The sequence below is a fragment of the Variovorax sp. KBW07 genome (assembly GCF_003852515.1).
Classification (GTDB): Bacteria; Pseudomonadota; Gammaproteobacteria; order Burkholderiales; family Burkholderiaceae_C; genus Variovorax.
In genome coordinates this window covers 1-1,032 of record NZ_QAJK01000062.1, presented here as the reverse complement: position 1 = coordinate 1,032, position 1,032 = coordinate 1, and the positions used below count along the sequence as shown (strand labels likewise).

The following is a 1,032-nucleotide window of genomic DNA, read 5'->3' as shown; positions in this document are numbered from 1 at the left end:
CTGGTGCCCGCGCTGCGCGGCTTTGCGCCCACGCGCTTCCTGCACGACGACACGCCGCGCAGCGGCCAGCTCTCCGCGCTCGGGCGCGACCTGCTCGACTTGATCGATGCGCTCGGCCTCGACAAGCCCGCGCTGGTCGGTCACGACTGGGGCGCTCGTGCGGTGGCCAATGCCTGCGGTTTGCGCCCCGACGTGGCACGCGCGCTGGTGCTGATGTCGGTGGGCTACGGCACCAACGCACCCGACCAGCCGATGGCGCTCGAACAGGCGCGCAACTACTGGTACCACTGGTACATGGCCACGCCCCGCGGCGAACGCACGGTGCACGACGACCGCATCGCCTTCACCCGGACGATGTGGAACACCTGGGCGCCCGAGGGCTGGTACGACGCAGCCGAATTCGAGGCTACCGCCGCCGCCTTCGAAGGCGATGACTGGGCCAAGGTGGTGCTGCATTCGTACCGCCACCGCTGGGGCTTCGCGCCAGGCGATCCGCACTACGCGGCCGACGACGCAGCGCTCAACCCGGCGCCGGTGCTGCCGGTGCCGACGCTGGTGTTGCACGGCGCGGCCGACAGCTGCAATCATCCCGATACTTCGGCTGGCAAGGAGCGTTTTTTCAGCGGCCCGTACCGCCGCGAACTGCTCGACGGCGTGGGCCACTTTCCGCAGCGCGAAGCGCCGGAGGCGGTGGCCGCGGCGCTGCTGCGCTTCCTGCCCGCCGTTTCCTGAACGAACGCACTGACAGACAAATAAACAAACAGACAGACAGAGACAAGACGACACCATGAACATCCTCATCACCGGCGGCTGCGGTTTTCTCGGCGCCCGCCTCGCCCGCACCCTGCTCGCGGGCGGCCCCATCGCACTGGCAGGCGGCGCAGCCAAAAGCATCGTGCGCATCACCTTGGCCGACCGCGTGCCGCCACCCGCCGACCTCGCATCCGATGCCCGCATCCAGTTCGTGCAGGGCGACCTGTACGAGCAGGCCGGCAACGACGGCGCGCTGCCGCTGGCCGACACCGACGCCAT

1 protein-coding gene and 1 pseudogene are annotated in these 1,032 nt (G+C 69.5%); both read left to right on the top strand.

Going from position 1 to position 1,032, the window contains the following annotated elements; all coding sequences use genetic code 11:
- On the top strand, positions 1-732 hold a 732-nt coding region (locus tag DBV14_RS14245; protein ID WP_260397027.1), incomplete at its 5' end, for an alpha/beta fold hydrolase.
- A 55-nt stretch (positions 733-787) separates the two neighbouring features.
- Positions 788-1,032: pseudogene (locus DBV14_RS14240) on the top strand (NAD-dependent epimerase); the annotation flags it as partial.